15 protein-coding genes are annotated in these 16867 nt (G+C 65.7%); 4 read left to right on the top strand and 11 right to left on the bottom strand.

What is annotated here, in order from left to right; translation table 11 throughout:
* Window positions 1-57: 57 nt before the first annotated feature.
* Together BLU17_RS15975 and BLU17_RS15970 are read right to left on the bottom strand one after the other, a co-directional pair.
* The gene (locus BLU17_RS15975; protein ID WP_091998099.1) at window positions 58-2445 is read right to left on the bottom strand and encodes a TonB-dependent receptor; all 2388 of its coding nucleotides are present in this window, start codon (window positions 2443-2445) and stop codon (window positions 58-60) included.
* A gap of 101 nt (window positions 2446-2546) precedes the next feature.
* A complete protein-coding gene (locus tag BLU17_RS15970) occupies window positions 2547-2912 on the bottom strand; it encodes a DUF2946 domain-containing protein (RefSeq protein WP_091998097.1) in 366 nt (121 codons plus the stop codon).
* 432 nt (window positions 2913-3344) lie between these two features.
* Between BLU17_RS15970 and BLU17_RS15965 the strand changes: the two genes are divergently transcribed.
* Both BLU17_RS15965 and BLU17_RS15960 read left to right on the top strand, forming a co-directional pair.
* Window positions 3345-3935 (top strand): BPSL1445 family SYLF domain-containing lipoprotein, encoded by a 591-nt coding sequence (locus tag BLU17_RS15965; protein ID WP_091998095.1) that lies wholly within the window; start codon window positions 3345-3347, stop codon window positions 3933-3935.
* A gap of 18 nt (window positions 3936-3953) precedes the next feature.
* Window positions 3954-4409, top strand: coding sequence for an acyl-CoA thioesterase (locus BLU17_RS15960; protein WP_425434097.1), 456 nt, complete (start codon window positions 3954-3956; stop codon window positions 4407-4409).
* 31 nt (window positions 4410-4440) lie between these two features.
* Here the strand turns inward: BLU17_RS15960 and surE are convergent, their stop codons facing one another.
* Window positions 4441-5229, bottom strand: a complete 789-nt coding sequence (surE, locus tag BLU17_RS15955) for a 5'/3'-nucleotidase SurE (RefSeq protein ID WP_091998091.1) — start codon at window positions 5227-5229, stop codon at window positions 4441-4443.
* A gap of 258 nt (window positions 5230-5487) precedes the next feature.
* On the opposite strand from surE, the gene ydiK reads away from it, so the two are divergent.
* A complete protein-coding gene (gene ydiK, locus BLU17_RS15950) occupies window positions 5488-6546 on the top strand; it encodes an AI-2E family transporter YdiK (RefSeq protein WP_091998220.1) in 1059 nt (352 codons plus the stop codon).
* 214 nt (window positions 6547-6760) lie between these two features.
* Window positions 6761-9442, top strand: coding sequence for an ATP-dependent Clp protease ATP-binding subunit (locus BLU17_RS15945; RefSeq protein ID WP_091998089.1), 2682 nt, complete (start codon window positions 6761-6763; stop codon window positions 9440-9442).
* Window positions 9443-9470: 28 nt separating this feature from the next.
* On the opposite strand, the gene BLU17_RS15940 is transcribed toward BLU17_RS15945, so the two are convergent.
* The 8 genes from BLU17_RS15940 to BLU17_RS15905 form a co-directional block, all read right to left on the bottom strand.
* Entirely contained in the window at window positions 9471-10706 is a 1236-nt protein-coding gene (locus BLU17_RS15940) for a type II toxin-antitoxin system HipA family toxin (protein WP_091998087.1), read from the bottom strand.
* Window positions 10703-10981, bottom strand: coding sequence for a helix-turn-helix domain-containing protein (locus BLU17_RS15935; protein ID WP_091998218.1), 279 nt, complete (start codon window positions 10979-10981; stop codon window positions 10703-10705). Before BLU17_RS15935 ends, BLU17_RS15940 begins: the two co-directional genes overlap by 4 nt.
* A gap of 280 nt (window positions 10982-11261) precedes the next feature.
* The gene (locus BLU17_RS15930; RefSeq protein ID WP_091998085.1) at window positions 11262-12899 is read right to left on the bottom strand and encodes an AMP-binding protein; all 1638 of its coding nucleotides are present in this window, start codon (window positions 12897-12899) and stop codon (window positions 11262-11264) included.
* Window positions 12900-12974: 75 nt separating this feature from the next.
* The gene (locus BLU17_RS15925; protein WP_091998082.1) at window positions 12975-13391 is read right to left on the bottom strand and encodes a RidA family protein; all 417 of its coding nucleotides are present in this window, start codon (window positions 13389-13391) and stop codon (window positions 12975-12977) included.
* Window positions 13392-13431: 40 nt separating this feature from the next.
* Window positions 13432-14619: an acyl-CoA dehydrogenase family protein gene (locus tag BLU17_RS15920; protein ID WP_245746883.1), complete on the bottom strand. Its 1188-nt coding sequence runs from the start codon at window positions 14617-14619 to the stop codon at window positions 13432-13434.
* A gap of 1 nt (window position 14620) precedes the next feature.
* Window positions 14621-15475, bottom strand: a complete 855-nt coding sequence (locus BLU17_RS15915; RefSeq protein ID WP_281247831.1) for an enoyl-CoA hydratase family protein — start codon at window positions 15473-15475, stop codon at window positions 14621-14623.
* 33 nt (window positions 15476-15508) lie between these two features.
* Window positions 15509-16045 (bottom strand): MarR family winged helix-turn-helix transcriptional regulator, encoded by a 537-nt coding sequence (locus BLU17_RS15910; protein ID WP_425434099.1) that lies wholly within the window; start codon window positions 16043-16045, stop codon window positions 15509-15511.
* A 44-nt stretch (window positions 16046-16089) separates the two neighbouring features.
* On the bottom strand, window positions 16090-16866 hold the full coding sequence (locus BLU17_RS15905) for an SDR family NAD(P)-dependent oxidoreductase (RefSeq protein ID WP_425434096.1): 777 nt from the start codon (window positions 16864-16866) through the stop codon (window positions 16090-16092).
* Window position 16867 lies beyond the last annotated feature (1 nt).

Here is a 16867-nt window from a genome sequence, read left to right as displayed (position 1 = left end):
GCGGCCCGGTTGCATTGGCGATCCGGTTTTGAACGGAGACGGCGGCGAGCCGGTCGTTCAGATTCCGAGCTTCGCTTCGAGGTAGAACGTGCGGCCGGGATACGGGTGATAGACGAAGTAGCGCGCGTCGAAGAGGTTGTCTACGCCCACGCCTATCTCGCTCTTTTTCGTCGGCCGATAAGTGAATTTGATGTCGGCGACCGTGTACGTACTCGTGCCGCCGAACACGTTCGGGTTCGTGTCGGCGTTGGTGAGCGTGTTGTACTGGCGGCCCGAGTAGCGCGCGGCGAACGTGAGCGCCGAGCGCGCGTCGAAGCGATACGTCGCGACGAGATTCGCGCGCCACAGCGGAATCCGGTAGAAGTACTTGCCAACGCTCGCGGGGTTCTGCGCATTCTCCAGAATCTTCGACTGCGTATACGCCACGCTGGCCGCGAGATCGAGGCCATGGAGCACGACGTCCTCGCCCTGGTAGCTCGTTTCGACGCCGCGCGAGCGCACCTTGCCGATGTTCTGGAAGTTGGTGACGTTCGGAATGACCGTCGTGTCGGTCTGGCTGAAGATGGTGTTCTTTACGTCGTCCTGAAAGAGCGTGAAGCGAAAAAGGCCGTTCCAGTGTGCCCATTCGGCGCTGAGTTCCTTCGAAAGATCGTCTTCGGGGCGCAGGTCCGGATTGTTGTTGACGATGGACGAGCCGTTCACCTGCCCCTGGAACAATTCGCTCACGGTCGGAAAGCGGTAGGCGCGTGCAATCGAGGCGCGCAGGGTGAAATCGTCGGTTACGTCGAACGAGAGCGACGCTTTGGGCGAGAAGTGGCGGTCGCCCGCGTTCGCATAAGGCACGTTCGCGCTGCCGAGCGCCTGATAGCCGTCGTAGGCGCGCCAGTCTTCGTAGCGCACGCCGTAGACGAGCTTCCAGCGCGGCAGGAATCGCCACGCATCCTGCGCGTAGACCGCCTGCGTTTGCGTCTTGCCCGCAAAGGCGTTGGCGAAGCTGTACGCGCTGCCGTCGCGCCACGCGAGTGTGTTGTACGTGCGGTTGTCGAGCGCGTAGTCGTCGTAGTGATAGCCGAATGTGAGCCAGTGCGCGGCGAGCCCGGCGTCGGGCGTGGCGGGCGTCCACGTCGTCTTGAGGTCGAGCGTCTTCCAGCCGGTGCCGTCGCCGATGGTCATGACGCCGGCGCCGTTGCCCGGGCCGCCCGCATTGGCCGTGCGCGCCACACTGTTGCTTACGTCGTAGTACGAAGCGATGGCTTCTGCGTTCCAGCCGCTCGCCTGATGCGTGCGCAGCGTCGCGCCGTAGAGCCAGTTTTCGCTCCAGCCGCGGCTCGGCGCGAGCGCCGCGGCAGGGATGGTGTATTCGTAGCCGTTGATCGAAACCCTGCCGCTATAGACGGGATTGCCGTTCGCGTCATACAGAAAGGTGGATGTGGCGTTGTTGTAGAGCTGGTGCCAGTAGCCGAGCGTCACGCCGCCCTGCACGGTCGGCGTGAAGTCGTACTGCATGCGCAGCTTGAACTGGTCCTGCACCGTTTGCTGGATGCCTTCGCCGTTCACGCCGAGCACGACCGTGGGTGCGTTCGTCTGGTTGTTGTAGGCGTACGCGCCGCGCACGGGAACGTCGCCCGGCTGCGCCGGTTTCGTCGACTGGGCGAGCGTGGCGAACTGCAGCGGCTGGCTCGTGTTCTCCAGATGGTTCACGCCGAGCAGGTACGAGAACTTGCCGATGCGGTCGCCAATCGAGGCGCTCATCTCGCTGCCGTTGAAGTTCTGGTTCACGCCATAGAGGCTGAAGTGCTGCGTGAACGCCTTCACGTCGGCGGTCGCCTCGAACTGCTTCGGCATGCGTGTGGTGATGAGCACGGTCGCGCCGAGCGAATTGCCGGGATAAAGCGCGGAATACGGGCCGTAGATCACGTCCACCTGCTGGATCTGATCGGGAAACACCATCGACCAGCGCGGCGGGAACGTGTAACTGTTGCCGAGCAGATTCGAGAGCAGCAGGCCGTCGGCATAGACAAGGCCGCGCGCGCTTTGCGTGTTGCTCGTGCCGCGCACGGCGATGATCGAGTTCAGATCGCCCGCGTAGCGTTTGCGCACGGCGAGATTCGGCAGATACTTGAGCACGTCCTCCGTGTTGACGACGTTCCAGTTCCCGAATTCGGCGGGCGTGACGGTTTCCACGGTGGAGGGCAGGTTGGGATCGACGGCGGGTGTGGCGGCGCTTGCCGCGCCGGCACTTACCGTGACCGTGGGCAGCGTGGCGGATTCGGGCGGGGACGCTTCGGCGGCTGCGGCGGCGTGGGTGGCCCCGGATGCGAAGAGCGCGAGCGGCAAAAGGCGCGGCAGCAGACCGGGCGCAATACGCCGGGCATGCTGCCGCGTGCGCGGCGTTGCGCGTTCGCGCGAGCGAACGCCAGCGCCACGCGTGGCGGACGTGGACATGGAGTGCTTTCCTGAAGACGAGGGTCGAGCGGCCGCGCGCGCCGTGCGTGCTCGTTGCGCACGCGATCAGGTCGCGACCATGCGGCCGGTAACGGCAGGGCTCAGGAAAGGGACGGCGGGCCGCGCGGCCTGCCGGAAGGGAAGGCGCCGGAGGGGATGTCGCGCGACACGGGCGGCGCGACTTTGTCGAGTGCGACGACGAGCGCGCCGGCCGGCTCGGGCGCGGCGATCGACGGCATCGCCACGTGATGTTCGAGCAGATGGCAGTAGCCGCACGCGCCGAATGCGTCGTCGTGCGAAAGATGCGGTGCACTCTGCACCGGCTGCATGGCCGAGCAGAGCGTGCTGTCGGGCTCGTGCAGGTGCTGCGCGGCGACGAGCTGGCTCACGAGCGGCGCAAGCACGATGAGCCACATGGCGACGAGGCCAAGCCATGCGGTCAGCAGTGAATGCTTGCGTGGATTCATGAGAATGAGAACGATTGCGCGGCGCAGTCTAACATGGCGTGTCGCGTTTGCACACGTCCGCGGACAGGCCCGAGGGCGGCCATAAACGTGGCGTGACGCTGCGGCCGCTTTCGATCGGATGGGCGAGACGAACGCTTCCGGGAAGCGTCGGCGATGCTGCGCCGCACCCAGGGGCGGCGGGCGGGAACACCCTGATGCATCGGCGCGAACTCGATGCCCGATGCATGGTCCTATACCCCCAGGGATGAGCGGTCGTGGCCGCCGGAGCCGTTCTGTCGAATGGCCGGGCGAACGCGTGCCAAACTGCCGGTTTGCCCGTGCGACGGCCATGCGCGCTATCCTGTAGCGCTTCGCGCGGTCCGTACGTGCACGTTCGGGCCGGCGCGGGCAATCGAAGTCACCATGAAGCCATCACTGCACAGGAATTCCGCAATGCGCCGACGTCAATTTCTTCTCAGCTCCAGTGCCGCTCTTGCCGCCGGCGGTCTCGCGCTTGCCGGCTGCACGACGACCCCGCTCGGCTCGCAGAACAGCGCCGCACAAAACACAGCGAAGCGAAACTCGATCGACGCGGGCGTCGATGCCACGCTCTCGCGCCTTTACAGCACAGTGAGCGGGTCCCGGGAACTGATCTCGAAAGCGAGCGGCGTGCTGGTCTTTCCGCAGGTGCTGTCGGCGGGCTTCTGGATCGGCGGGCAGTACGGCACCGGCGCGCTGCGCGTGGACGGCCGCACGACCGGCTACTACAGCACGGTAGCCGGCTCGTTCGGGCTGCAGATCGGCGCGCAGTCCAAGGCCATCATCTTCGCGTTCATGAATCCGGTCGCGCTCAACGACTTCACGGGCAGCCAGGGCTGGTCGGCGGGCGCGGACGCCACGGTCGCGCTGGTCACGGTGGGCGCGAACGGCAACGTCGATACCTCGACGGCGACGAGCCCCGTCGAGGCGTTCGTGCTGACCAACGCCGGCCTGATGGCAGGGGTGTCGCTGGAAGGCGTGAAGGTGTCGCGGCTCATGATCTGACCGGGCGCGAGAGCTGGAATGAACCCGGAACCCCGCATGGCGACACCCATCTACCGGCGCAAGCACAAGATTCGCTTCTCGGAATGCGACCCGGCCGGCATCGTGTTCTATCCGCAGTACTTCGTCCTGTTCAACGACCTCGTCGAGTCGTGGTTCGATGAATTGCTGCCGGGCGAGGGCTATCACGGGGTGATTGGCGCTCGCCGCACAGGCATGCCGACCGTGCGCCTCGAAGTGGATTTCAAGGCGGTCAGCAAGATGGGCGACGAGGTCTGGCTCTCGCTCGATGTCGAGCGGCTCGGCGCAGCGTCGCTGACGCTCGCATGGGCCTGCACGGGCGTAGACGGCGTGCTGCGCATGGCGGCGCGCCAGACCATCGTGACGACCTCGCTCGACACTCATCGATCGATCGGCATTCCTGACGACATTCGCAGCGCGATCGAAAACGCCATGGCGGCCGCCGCGCGCGAGTGACGCGCGGGTACGGCTCAGGCCAGGGTACCGCTCAGACGGTTGCGCCGAGGGCCGCCTGCAACGTCGTGAAGGCTTTTTCGTCGGTGCGCTCGAACTGCAGCGGCGTGACCGCGATACGGCCGGCGTTCACCACGGCCGTCTCGGTGTCGGGGCCATTTTCGCGCGGGCCGCGATTAAAACGCAGCCAATGGTAATCCATGCCGCGCGGGTCGATCTGCGGCACGACGTCGATGCCCTGCACGAGCCCGACGCCCTGGCGCGCGACGGTGAGGGGGCCGGCGGCGCTCGCGTCGATATCGGGGAAATTCACGTTCAGGCAGACGGGCGCGTCGTGCGCGACGGCGGCGAGGCGGCGAATCACATCCGGCGCGAGCGCACGGGCGGTGTCCCAGCGCACGCGCTCGCGGTCGCGAAAAGTCTGGCTCAGCGCGATGGACGGCAGGCCGAGCAGAAGGCCTGTCATGGCCGCGCCCACCGTGCCGGAAAACATCGTCTCCACGCCGAGGTTGCCGCCGCGGTTGATGCCCGAGAGCACGAGCGAAGGCCGCACGTCGCCCATTAGCTGGCGCACCGCCATCACCACGCAGTCGCCGGGCGTGCCGAGCACGCCGAAGCGCCGTTCGCCGCGGCGGCTCACGCGCAGCGGCGTGTGCAGGCTGATGGAGTGCGAGGTGCCGCTCTGATCGTGTTCCGGCGCGACGACCCAGACTTCGTGCGCGAGTTCGCCGGCCACGGCTTCGAGCACGGCGAGGCCGGGCGCGTCGATGCCGTCGTCATTGGTCAGGAGCACGCAGGGCAGTTTCGTATCGGTTGCGGACATGGCTGGCTTTTCTTCGTTGCGAGATCGGGGAAGCGGCCATTATTCCAGAGTGCGCCGGCGACCGCATCGGCACGTTGAGTCGCCTGCATCATCCATTCGGTTAAGAATGCGAATGAAAGCCGGTGCGGCGTGCGGCTGGCGAAGGAGCGTGTAAGGTGTCCAGTTCGGGGGATGCAGCGCGTATCCGGGATAGACTAGCGCGTCGGCGCCGCGACGCGCGCCCCGCTGTGAGGAGAATAGTACGTGAAGCCGCAAGCCATGCCGGACCTTGCCCGCATCCTGTTCATTGTCGCGATACTCTGCGCGCTGACCATCGGCACGCTCTACGTCATGCGGCCGTTCATCCCTGGGCTGATCTGGGCCACGACCATCGTCGTCGCGACCTGGCCCGCCATGACGGCCATCGAGCGGCGTTGCGGCAACCGCCGCTGGCTCGCCACGCTCGTAATGCTGCTGATCCTCCTCGTTGTGATTGTCCTGCCGCTCTATGAAGCCATTTCGACGCTCGCGCTGCACGGCGGCGAAATCATGGACGTGATCCGCAAGCTGCCCGATTACACGTTGACGCCGCCGCCGGCGTGGGTTCACGACATACCCGTGATCGGCGCGCGCATTGCGGGCAAGTGGCAGGAGTTCTCCGATGCCGGTCCCGGCGGCCTGCTCGCGCAACTCGAGCCGTATGTTTCGATAGCGGCGCACTGGTTGATCGCCCATGCCGCCTCGGTCGGCGTGTTCGTCATGCACATGTTCATCACGATCATCATCACGGGCATCCTCTACAGCAAGGGCGAGCATGCCGCCGATTACGTCACGCGGTTCGCCATTCGCGTCGCGCCCGCCTATGGCGAGCAGGCCGTCAAGCTCGCGGGCGCTTCGGTTCGCGCGGTGGCCCTTGGCATCGTCGTCACCGCGATCCTGCAGTCGGCGCTCGGCGGCATCGGCCTGTGGGTGGCTGGCGTGCCGGGGGCGGGCGTGCTCACCGCGGTGATGCTCATGCTCTGCCTCGCGCAGATCGGCCCGACGCTGCCGCTGCTCGGCGGCGTGATCTGGCTGTTCGTGCACGACGCGCACCTCGCGGCCATTCTGCTCGCCGTGTGGTCCGTGATGGTCGCCATGCTCGACAACCTCGTGCGGCCGGTGCTGATCCGGCGCGGCGTCAATCTGTCGATGCTGCTGATTCTCTCCGGCGTGCTGGGCGGCCTGTTCGCTTTCGGCATCGTCGGGCTCTTCATCGGGCCGGTGATCCTCGCCGTTTCGTCCACGCTGCTGACCGCCTGGATACGCGATCCGGCTGCCGGAGCTCGCGAAGCGGGCTAGCCAGTCGCCCGCCACGACGCTTGATCGGACGCAGATCGCAAGCGCTGTTCGGTAGTAACGTCCGCTTGACGACGCGCAGTTCGATTCGACGTTACGATGACGTCTGACTTCGCTTCGGTATTCGTTAGAGCATTCATGCGGGGTTCGCGCGGACATCCTCGTGCGTTCGCGGGCGACTCCCACGCGTGCCGCGCATGGCTTCCAAGGAGACGAAATGGCTCAATTCAACTGCGATATCTGCGGCGTGCGCCCCGCAACGGTGCGAGTCGCCGTGTTGCAGGATGGCAGGCGGCGTTTTCTCGACGTCTGCGACTTTCATTACGCGCAGCTCACGCGGCATCAACGCACGTTGAGCCCGCTCGAGGCGCTGTTTCGCGCCTCGCAGCAGGCAGGCGGTCCGGATGACGCGGGGGCCCAGCCCGCGCCGCAAGCGATGGAGGCGGGCGACAGCGCGGTCGTCGAGCGCTATTTCAGCGACGTGGCGCGCGAATTGCTCCAGCGCGCGGCCGAGCGCGCGGTGCAGTTCGGCCGCCGCGAGGTCGACACGGAGCATCTGCTCTACGAACTCGCGGACAACGACGCGGGCGCGGCGATCCTCAAGCGCCTCGGCATTCAACCCGACGACGTGCGCGCGTTCATCGACGCCAATGCGCAAAAACGCGAAGGAGCGAGCGCACCCGAGGACAGCCGCATTGGCGTTTCGCCGCGCCTGAAGGGCGCGCTCGACCGCGCATTTCTCGTCTCGCGCGAACTGGGCCACAGCTACGTCGCGCCCGAGCATCTGCTCTTCGGGCTCACGCAGGTGCCGGACAGCTTTGCGGGGCATCTGCTCGGCCGCTACGGCGTCACGCCGCAGAAGGTGTTGCAGCGGCTCGTCGAAGCCCAGGGCGACAAGCGCGAGCGGCCCGCCGCGAAAGGCCCGAGCGCAACGCCGCAGCTCGACCAGTACAGCCGCGACCTCACTGCGCTCGCGAGCGAGGGCAAGCTCGACCCCGTGATCGGCCGCTCGAGCGAGATCGAGACGGTAGTGGAAGTGCTCGCGCGCCGGCGCAAGAACAACCCGGTGCTGATCGGCGAGCCGGGCGTGGGCAAGACGGCTATTGCCGAAGGGCTCGCGCAGCGCGTGCTGAACGGCGACGTGCCGGAGTCGCTGCGCGGCCGGCGGCTCGTCGAACTGAACGTCAACGGACTGATCGCGGGCGCGAAGTATCGCGGGGAATTCGAGGAGCGCGTGAAGGGCGTGATGGAGGAAATCTCGGCGCAGCGCGAGAACCTCGTGCTCTTCATCGACGAAGTGCATATGATCGTCGGCGCGGGCCAGGGCGGCGGCGAGGGCGGGCTCGATATCGCCAACGTTTTCAAGCCGGCGATGGCGCGCGGCGAACTGAACCTGATCGGCGCGACGACGCTCTCGGAATACCAGAAGTACATCGAGAAAGACGCGGCGCTCGAGCGGCGCTTTCAGCCCGTGTTCGTCGCCGAACCGAGCGTGGACCAGACCATCAACATTCTGCGCGGCCTGCGCGACAAGCTCGAGGTTCATCACCACGTCACGATCCGCGACGATGCGCTCGTCGCGGCAGCCGAGCTGTCGGACCGCTATGTGACGGGCCGCTTCCTGCCCGACAAGGCCATCGATCTGATCGACCAGGCGGCGGCGCGCGTGCATCTTTCGGCTACCTCGCGGCCCGCGGCGATTCTGGAACTCGAGGCCGAACTGGCGCAGTTGCGGCGCGAGCAGGACTACGCGGCGACGCGCAAGAACTTCGAGCGCGCGCACACGCTCGACGAGCCGATCGCCGACAAGGAAAAGGCGCTCGCGCAGGCGACGAACGAATGGAAAGGGCGGCTCGGCTCGGTGACGTCCGACGTGACGACCGAGGAAGTCGCGGAAATCGTCTCGAAGCTGACGGGCGTGCCGGTCACGCAGCTAACCGCCGAGGAACGCACGCGTCTGCTCGAAATGGAGCGGCGCCTGCATGAGCGTGTGATCGGCCAGGAGCAGGCGATCGTGGCGGTGAGCGACGCGGTGCGCCGCTCGCGCGCGGGGCTGCGGCGCGGCCGCCGCCCCACGGCCGTCTTTCTGTTTCTCGGCCCGACCGGGGTGGGCAAGACCGAACTGGCGAAAGCGCTTGCCGAAGTGGTGTTCGGCGACGAGGACGCCATTGTGCGCATCGACATGAGCGAGTACATGGAGCGCCATGCGGTGTCGCGCCTGATCGGCTCGCCGCCCGGCTATGTCGGCTACGACGAAGGCGGGCAGTTGACCGAGAAAGTGCGGCGCCGTCCTTATTGCGTGATCCTGCTCGACGAGATCGAGAAGGCGCACGCCGATGTCTACAACGTGCTGCTGCAGGTGTTCGACGACGGGCGCCTCACCGACGGCAAAGGGCGTGTGGTCGACTTCAGCAATACGGTCGTGATCGCGACGAGCAATCTGGGCTCGGACGTGGTTTCGGGCCAGAAGCGCTCGGGGCCGGGCTTCCTGTCGAGCGCCGAAGGGTCGATGCAGAGCGCCGTGATGGGCGAGCTGCGCCAGCATTTCAGGCCTGAGTTCCTCAACCGCATCGACGAAATCATCGTGTTCCAGCCGCTCAGCAGCGACGAGTTGCGGGCGATCGTGAGGCTGCAGCTCGAACAGGTTCAGCGTATGGCGCGCAGCCAGGACATCGAGCTGACGTTCGACGACAGCGTGATCGACTACCTCGCGGCAGAGGGGTATCGACCGGAATACGGGGCGCGTGAGCTCAAGCGTCAGATCCAGCAGACAGTGGAAAACGAGCTGGCGAAGGAGATGCTCAAGGGCGACGTGAAGGAGGGCGCGCAGGTCGTGTGCCGCTATGACGCGGGCGCCCGGCGCATGGCGTTCGCGAACAACGAGGCGGGCAACGGCTGAAATAGCCGGCTCGCTTGTGCCCGCGCGTTTAGCGGACCAGCTTGGGGCGCGACACGGGTTTGACGCCCGTGCGCTCCACGGCCCGACGGATCCTTGCAAGGAGGTCGTCCTCGCCAAAGCGCCGGTCGCCGGCGAGACGCGCGGCGACCGTGTGGTACGCCTCGAGAAGGCGGGCCATGATGGCCTCGCTTTCGGCCGTTCCAAGTTCGAGGCGACGCGCGAACGCATGGAGTTCCGCGGGCAGCGGGAAGGTCTTGCTCCGGTTGAGGCTGAGCGCCATGCGCCCGTCCAGGTCCGGATAGATATCCGTGCAGACCACGTCGAACGCCGGGGCGAGACGGCGTGGGCCAGTGGGGTCGATATAGAGGATTCCCAGGTTCTTCATGTGCGCGTCGCCGTCGCGCAACAGGCATGACAGGGCGATGCGCTCGAAGAGTCGCCGCTTCTGTGCCGGGTCTGAGCGCGTGTAGATGTCGACGGCCTTGGCGATCATTTCGTAGCTGCCTTCGTACTTGGCCTTGCCGGTCAGCACGCTCATGTCCTCGAATCCGAGCGGTGTGCCGTCTGCCTCGCGGTCGAAGCGGGACATCACGAAGAGCTTGCCGTCTTCGGAAAGCCAGAAGTCGGGGACTTCGAGCGCCGCTTCTTTCGCCACCGACATGCAGAAGTATTCGTTGCGCGCGAGCCCCGGAAAATCCTCGCCTTCCGCCTTCACGATCACCGTGCGCAGCGGTAGCGCCGCGTGCTCCGCGGGGCGCGCGGCGGATTCCCCGGCTAGCGGAACCACGGCCTTCGGCTGCACGCCCGAAATGCCCGAGCCGAGCGCGTACCGGTCGATCAGGCGCTCGAACAGCCGGCCCGACGGCGACGAAAGCAACTCTTCGAGGCGCTCGCCTTCGCTTTCCGGGACACGTTCGCCGGGCACGGAATAGGTGAGCCGGCCGATCTGGTTCCGGCCGGCAAGAAAGAGCAGAAACAAGTCGCTCGGCGCACCGTAGCGCGCGAGCCGCTCCTCGATGACGAAGCGCAGATAGCCCTCGGGCCGGTTCATCGCAAAAATGCCCATCAGGTCGCCGCTCGCATAGCTCTGGCGCCGCACCGGCATGGTGAGCGAAACGCCAGCGACGTCCGGCACGTCGCCGTAATTGAAGACGAAGCGGCTTTCGCGCGCCAGCAGGCCGCTAGGACCTTGCGGTGTGTGAACCTCCAGATTGCGGATCTCGCGCAGGAGCCGCTCGAGGTCGAGCGGGGCGTCGGCGGTCATTCTTCGTCCCTGAATATGTCGTTCAGGTCCTCGAGTATCACGGTGTCCATGGGGCGGATGACGACTTCGTAGCCAAGCGCGTTGACGAGCCGGCAGAGTTCCCGGATGCCGACATTTTCCGCGTGCTCGGCGTTCGTAACGGTACGGCGGGCAACGCCGGCCTTGTCTGCTACGGCCTGCTGGGTCAGCTTGCGCTCGCGCCGCTTTGCCCGCAGGCTTTCGGCGAGACGCTCGACGTTCGAGATTGGCTGGTTGGCGGGTTTTTTGCGCATCATGGTGCGCATTATAGGATGCCGATCGCTCTTTTACGCGTAATCATGCGCAAAATTCATCCGCGCTTTAGTTCAAAAATGAGCGCGAACTTGCGCAAAATGCCCGCCGCCGACCGATCTGCGCAAGTTTGTGCGCAAACTGAGAAGGGTCTTGCAGATTTCCCCGGCGTCAGATTGCGTCACTATCAAAACATTATAAGAATAATGTCAAAAAGTATGTGGTTTACGTTGTGAATTTGACGGTTTACGTAGTAATACTTTAAGAATTTAACCTGCGCAGTACTCACAATGCCCGCAACGCCGAGCGCTTGAGCTTTCCTGTCTCGGTGCGCGGAAGGGCGTCGATGAACGCGATCAGGCGCGGATACTTGTACGCCGCAACCGCGTTCTTCACGAAGTTCTGCAGCTCGGCGACCATTGCGTCGTCGGCGCTGAAACCGGGCCGCAGCACGACGAACGCCTTCACCACCTGACCGCGCAATTCGTCGGGCACGCCGGTCACGCCGCATTCGGCCACGGCCGGATGCTGCATGAGCACCGTCTCGATCTCCGGCCCCGCGATGTTGTATCCCGACGAAACGATCATGTCGTCGGAGCGTGCCTGATAGAACACGTAGCCGTCCGTGTCGATGGAAACGGCGTCGCCGGGTAGGTTCCAGCCGCCGCGCACGAACACGGTCTGGCGTTCGTCGGCGAGGTAGCGGCAGCCGGTCGGCCCGCGCACCGCGAGGTTGCCGGTCACGCCAGGCGGAACCGGCTGCAGGTCGTTGTCCAGCGCCTGCACGACATAACCGGGCACCGCGCGCCCGATCGAGCCGGGGCGCACATCGGTGCCCGCCGACGAGACGAAGATATGAATGAGCTCGGTGCCGCCGATGCCGTCGATCATCTCGATGCCCGTCGCCTCTCGCCACAGGTCGCGCGTGGCCTGCGGCAGCGCCTCGCCCGCGGAGACGGTCTTGTGCAGGCTGGCAAGGTCGTATTGCGCGACGAGCGGCGCCATCTGGCGGTAGAACGTGGGCGCGGTGAAGGCGATCGTTGCGCGAAAGCGCTGGATCGTATCGAGCAGCAGCGCCGGAGTGAGTTTTTCGATTAGCACGGTCGATGCGCCGACACGCATCGGAAAGCACAGCAGGCCGCCCAGCCCGAACGTGAAAGCGAGCGGCGGCGTGCCGCAGAACACGTCGGCGGCGGTGGGCTTGAGAACGTGGCGCGGAAACAGGTCGCACATGGCGATCACGTCGCGATGAAAGTGCATGCAGCCTTTCGGCATGCCCGTCGTGCCGCTCGTGAAGGCGATGAGGCAGACGTCGTCGCTGGCCGTGTCGCAGGCCGTGAAGTCGGCGGGCTTGCTTGCCGCGAGGGCTTCGAGCGAGCCTGGCGCATCGTGATGGAAGTAGCAGACCTGCTTCAGGCCTTCGCAGAAGAACGTGTCGGCGGGATCCATGCAGCGCGCGAGTTCGCCTGCGAGTCGTACATCGCACAACGCCGCGCTGACCTGCGCCTTGTCCGCAATCTGCTTCAGTTCCTTTGCGCGCAGGAGCGGCATGGTGGGAATCACCACGAGCCCCGCCTTGAGCGACGCGAGGAACGCCGCCGCCATCTGCAACGTATTGGGACCGCGCAGCAGCACGCGATTGCCGGGCCGCAAGCCCATGTCATTCACGAGCACATGGGCGTTGCGATTGACGAGCGTAAGCAGCTCGGCATAGGTCGTCGCGTGCGGCTTGCCGTCGGCGTCAGACCAGATGGCCGTGCGATTGCCGTGTCCTGCCGAGATCGCGCGGTCCAGCAACTCGACCGCGCAGTTCATGCGCGCGGGGTACGCGACGTCGGGATTGTCGAGCAGCATGTCGGGCCACTGCGCTTCGGGCGGCAAATGGTCGCGCGCAAACGTATCGACATGGGCGGTGGGTTGCATGGCGTCTCCGGCTGTCTAGGTGGGGCGGATCGTTCTGTTGCGTGAGCGGTGCGCGATGAGCGCGTCAGGCGCGGATCAGGCGTGCGTCAGGCGCGCGTCGCCGGGAATCACGGCTGTCGCTTCGATTTCCACCTTTGCCTCGTCTTCCACGAGCGCCACCACCTGCACCGCGCTCATCGCGATGTCGTAGTCGCCGATCAACTCGCGAAACGCCGCACCGATTTCCTTCAGGGATGCCAGGTATTCATTCTTGTCGGTGACGTACCAGGTCATGCGGACGAGGTGCTCGGGCCTGCCGCCCGCCGCGGCGAGCACGGCGACGATGTTGCGCAGCGCCTGCACGGCCTGCGCGCCGAATTCGCGGCTCGTGAAGCGCGCATTCTCGTCCCAGCCGATCTGGCCGGCGATGTAAACCTGGGTGCCGCTGGCTGCAACGCCATTGGCATAACCGCGCGGCTTGATCCAGCCGGCGGGAAGAAGGGCTTGTTTCATGTTTCGTCCGATTCGGTAGAGGAGCGTCGCGCGGACCCGCTCACGCGGCGTGGTATTGCTTGAGCAGGTCGCGCCCGACAATCAGCTGCTGCACCTCGGTCGCGCCTTCGTAGATGCGCAGCGAGCGAATTTCGCGGTAAAGCGATTCGACGATATTGCCGCTCTGCACACCCATGCCGCCCCAAAGCTGCACCGCCGCGTCGATCACCTGCTGCGCGCCTTCGCTCGCGTGCCACTTCGCCATGGCCGCTTCGCGCGTCACGCTCTCGCCCTGGTCGCGCAGCCACGCCGCGCGATAGACGAGCAGGGCGCTGCTGTCGATGGTGAGCGCCATTTGTGCGAGCTTTGCCCGGGTCAACTGAAAATCGCCGAGTGTCTGGCCGAACATCTTGCGCGACGCGGCGCGCGCGAGTCCTTCGGCCATCGCGCGACGTGCGAAGCCAAGCGAAGCCGCGGCCACCGAGGTACGGAAAATATCGAGTGTTCGCATGGCGATCTTGAAGCCTTCACCGGGTGCGCCGAGCATCTGGCTGCGCTTCACGCGCGCGCCGGCAAAGCGCAGGCGAGCGAGCGGATGCGGTGCGATCACGTCGATGCGTTCGGCGACGTCGAGCCCTGGCGTGTCGGCGTCGACGACGAATGCGCTGATGCCGCGCGAACCCGGCGCCTCGCCGGTGCGTGCGAAAATCACGTAGAAGTCGGCGATGCCGCCGTTCGAGATCCACGTTTTCTCGCCGTCGAGCACGTAAGCGTCGCCCTCGGCGCGCGCCGAGAGCGACATTGCGGCGACGTCGGAACCCGCTTCCGGTTCGGAGAGCGCAAACGCCGCGATCATCTCGCCGCGCGCCACGCGCGGCAGATAGCGCGATTTTTGCATGTCGTCGCCGGCCAGCGAGATCGCGCCCGAGCCGAGACCCTGCATCGCGAGTGCGAAGTCGGCCAGGCCCGAATGCTTCGCGAGCGTTTCGCGCAACAGGCAGACGGCGCGCGTGTCGATCGTGTCGCCATGACCGCCGTATGCGGTGCCGCCTACGCCGTAGCGCAGCCAGCCGTCTTCACCCAACTTGCGCACGAGCGCGCGACAGGTTGCATCGACGTCGCCGTGCGGGACGTGCGCGAGATGTTCGCTTGCCCACGCTTCGACGTCGGCGGCAAGCGCGCGATGGCGCGGCTCGAAGAAAGGCCACGCGAGCGCGTCGTGGAGATTGGTTTGTGCGGCAGCGTTCAATTCAATCCCCCTTGAAAACCGGACGCGTCTTTGCCGCAAACGCTTCATAGGCGCGGCCGAAATCGCGCGTGGCCATGCAGATCGCCTGCGCCTGCGCTTCGGACTCGATGGCTTCGTCGATGCTCATGGTCCATTCCTGATGCAGCATCGTCTTGGTGATGCCATGCGCGAAAGTCGGGCCCGACGCGAGGTCGGCGGCGAGTTTTCGCGCGTCGGCGAGCAGCGTTTCGGGGGCGCAAACGCGGTTGTAAAAGCCCCACGCGTACCCTTCTTCTCCGCTTGCGGAGCGGCCCGTATAGAGCAACTCGGCCGCGCGGCCCTGACCGATGATGCGCGGCAGGATCGCGCACGCGCCCATGTCGCAGCCCGCGAGTCCCACGCGCGTGAAGAGAAACGCGAGCTTGCTGCGGGCCGTCGCGTAACGCATGTCAGAGGCCATGGCGAGAATCGCGCCCGCGCCGGCGCACACGCCGTCCACGGCCGCGATGATCGGTTGCGGGCAGTGGCGCATGGCTTTCACGAGATCGCCGGTCATGCGCGTGAACATCAGAAGTTCGGGCATCGGCAGATCGATGAGCGGCGCGATGATGTCGTGAACGTCGCCGCCCGAACAGAAGTTTTCTCCCGCGCCACACAGAACGACGGCCTTTACGTCAACGGCATAAGCGAGCTGGCGAAAGAGATCGCGTAGTTCTGCATATGATTCGAACGTGAGCGGATTCTTGCGATCGGGGCGATCGAGCATGATGGTCGCGACGCGATCCTCCACCGACCAGCCGAAGTGTTGCGCCTGATAGTCCGCAAGCATCACGCGGTTGCCCGCGAATCGCGCTTCGGCGCTGGAACGTGTCGTCAAGATATGTCTCCTGGAGATTCGCTATTCATGCTTTCAGCGGCTTCCACCTTCGATGCCGTTACGCAGATGTTGTTTGAGCTTGCCGAGACGCTCGTGCATCTTCGACTTTTCGTCGAGCGAGAGACCGCCCAGCAATTCCACTACCCATTGCTCGTGCGCGGCCGCCATGCGGTCGAAGAGGGCGCGGCCCTCGTGCGTGAGGCGCACCGTGAATGAGCGCCGGTCGTCGGGAGCCACGTCGCGCACGACGAGGCCTTCCTTTTCGAGCTGATCGGTAATGCCCGTGACGTTGCCGCCCGTCACCATCAGGCGGCGCGAAAGCTCGGTCATGCGCAGTCCTTCCGGGTAGCGCTCGAGTTGCGCCATCAGGTCGAAGCGCGGCAGCGTCGTGTCGAATTCGGCACGCAACCGGCGGCGCAATTCGGCTTGCACGAGGTTCGTCGTGGTGAGCAGACGCAGCCACAGGCGCAGGCCCATGTGGCTGTCGGTGCCGGTGCTCATCTCCATGTCGACGACGTTGCCGGACGGTTTCTCGACGCCCTTGCGCGGCGCTTTCGTCGTTGCCTTCATTGGAGCCTTCGCAGCGGAGGGCTTGCGCGTGGATGCGGGCGAGGTCATGTGATTTCTCCACCGGAAACGGATATGGACTGCCCGGTGATCGCGGACGACCCGGGTGCGCAGAGCCACAGCACCGCGTTGGCGACTTCCTCCGGCGTGACGAAGCGCTGCTGCGGGTTGTGGCGCACCAGGATGCTGCGCGCCTCGGCTTCGCTGCGCGAGGTTTTGCGCGCGATCTGTTCGAGCGACGCCTGCAGCAATTCCGTTTCCGTATAGCCGGGGCACACGGCGTTGACGGTCACACCTTGTGTGGCCACTTCGAGCGCGAGTGCGCGCGTCATGCCGATCACGCCATGTTTCGAGGCGCAATATGCGGCCACATACGGGTAGCCGATCTGGCCCGCCGTGCTCGCGACATTGACGACGCGCCCGGCCTTTCGCGCGAGCATGGCGGGCAACGCCGCGCGCGTACAGAGAAACGCGCCCGTGAGATTCACGTCGAGCATGCGCTTCCACAGTGCGAGGTCCGTTTGCGCAAATGGTGCAGCCTGGGCCTGGCCCGCGTTATTCACGAGGATATCGATGGCGCCGAGCGTCCCGGCGGCATGCTCGAATGCCGCGGTTACCGCGTTTTCGTCGGTGATATCGACGCTTACGCACGCCACGTTCCCGCCGCCGAGTGCCGTGCGCTGTGCGTCGAGCCGCGCGGCATCGCGGCCCATGAGCGTGACGCGAGCGCCGGCGTGCAGAAGGGCGGCAGCCACTGCAGCGCCGATGCCGCTCCCGCCGCCCGTGACGACGGCGTGACGATCGCTGAGGATTGCCTGGTTCATG

This window comes from Paraburkholderia lycopersici (assembly GCF_900096975.1).
GTDB lineage: Bacteria > Pseudomonadota > Gammaproteobacteria > Burkholderiales > Burkholderiaceae > Paraburkholderia > Paraburkholderia lycopersici.
Note: the sequence above shows the minus strand (reverse complement) of the source record. Positions and strands in the feature narration are given on the sequence as shown.

Coding starts and splice junctions, on each gene's coding strand:
- BLU17_RS15975 (WP_091998099.1), bottom strand. CDS start 2,445: ATGTCCACGTCCGCCACGCGTGGCGCTGGCGTTCGCTCGCGCGAACGC.
- BLU17_RS15970 (WP_091998097.1), bottom strand. CDS start 2,912: ATGAATCCACGCAAGCATTCACTGCTGACCGCATGGCTTGGCCTCGTC.
- BLU17_RS15965 (WP_091998095.1), top strand. CDS start 3,345: ATGCGCCGACGTCAATTTCTTCTCAGCTCCAGTGCCGCTCTTGCCGCC.
- BLU17_RS15960 (WP_425434097.1), top strand. CDS start 3,954: ATGAACCCGGAACCCCGCATGGCGACACCCATCTACCGGCGCAAGCAC.
- surE (WP_091998091.1), bottom strand. CDS start 5,229: ATGTCCGCAACCGATACGAAACTGCCCTGCGTGCTCCTGACCAATGAC.
- ydiK (WP_091998220.1), top strand. CDS start 5,488: ATGCCGGACCTTGCCCGCATCCTGTTCATTGTCGCGATACTCTGCGCG.
- BLU17_RS15945 (WP_091998089.1), top strand. CDS start 6,761: ATGGCTCAATTCAACTGCGATATCTGCGGCGTGCGCCCCGCAACGGTG.
- BLU17_RS15940 (WP_091998087.1), bottom strand. CDS start 10,706: ATGACCGCCGACGCCCCGCTCGACCTCGAGCGGCTCCTGCGCGAGATC.
- BLU17_RS15935 (WP_091998218.1), bottom strand. CDS start 10,981: ATGATGCGCAAAAAACCCGCCAACCAGCCAATCTCGAACGTCGAGCGT.
- BLU17_RS15930 (WP_091998085.1), bottom strand. CDS start 12,899: ATGCAACCCACCGCCCATGTCGATACGTTTGCGCGCGACCATTTGCCG.
- BLU17_RS15925 (WP_091998082.1), bottom strand. CDS start 13,391: ATGAAACAAGCCCTTCTTCCCGCCGGCTGGATCAAGCCGCGCGGTTAT.
- BLU17_RS15910 (WP_425434099.1), bottom strand. CDS start 16,045: ATGAAGGCAACGACGAAAGCGCCGCGCAAGGGCGTCGAGAAACCGTCC.
- BLU17_RS15905 (WP_425434096.1), bottom strand. CDS start 16,866: ATGAACCAGGCAATCCTCAGCGATCGTCACGCCGTCGTCACGGGCGGC.